The organism is Methylobacterium sp. CCH7-A2, from assembly GCF_001557075.1.
In the GTDB taxonomy this organism is placed as follows: Bacteria; Pseudomonadota; Alphaproteobacteria; order Rhizobiales; family Beijerinckiaceae; genus Allobosea; species Allobosea massiliensis.
In genome coordinates this window covers 1-507 of the sequence record NZ_LSKN01000120.1, presented here as the reverse complement: position 1 = coordinate 507, position 507 = coordinate 1, and the positions used below count along the sequence as shown (strand labels likewise).

Below are 507 nucleotides of genomic sequence, written 5' to 3'. Positions count from 1 at the left end.
CCGGTGAAGCAGCGTCATACGGCGAAGCGGATCTTCGAGCGCCTTCGTGACGAGCACGGCTTTGCCGGCGGCTACACGGTGGTGAAGGACCATGTGCGGCTTTGCCGGGCGCAGGGCCGCGAGACCTTCGTTCCGCTGGCGCATCCGCCCAGGCACGCCCATGTCGATTTTGGCGAGGCGACCGCGGTGATTGGCGGTGTGCGGCAGAAGATCCACTTCTTCTGCTTGGACCTGCCACAGTCGGACGGCTGTTTCGTAAAGGCCTATCCACGCGAGACGACGGAAGCGTTCCTGGACGGTCACGTCTCGGCTTTTGGCTTCTTCGGCGGTGTGCCGCTGTCGATCCTCTATGACAACACGCGTATTGCGGTGGTGAAGATCTGTGGCGATGGCCGGCGCGAGCGGACGCGGGCCTTCACCGAGTTGGTGAGCCACTACCTGTTCCGGGACCGGTTCGGGCGCCCGGGCAAGGGCAACGACAAGGGCAAGGTCGAAGGGCTGGTGAAG

Annotated in this window: 1 protein-coding gene; it reads left to right on the top strand. The window is 64.3% G+C overall.

The genetic code is table 11. From position 1 onward, the window contains the following. The coding region (gene istA / locus AX750_RS10405; protein ID WP_156462441.1) for an IS21 family transposase at positions 1-507 on the top strand (507 nt) is incomplete at both ends.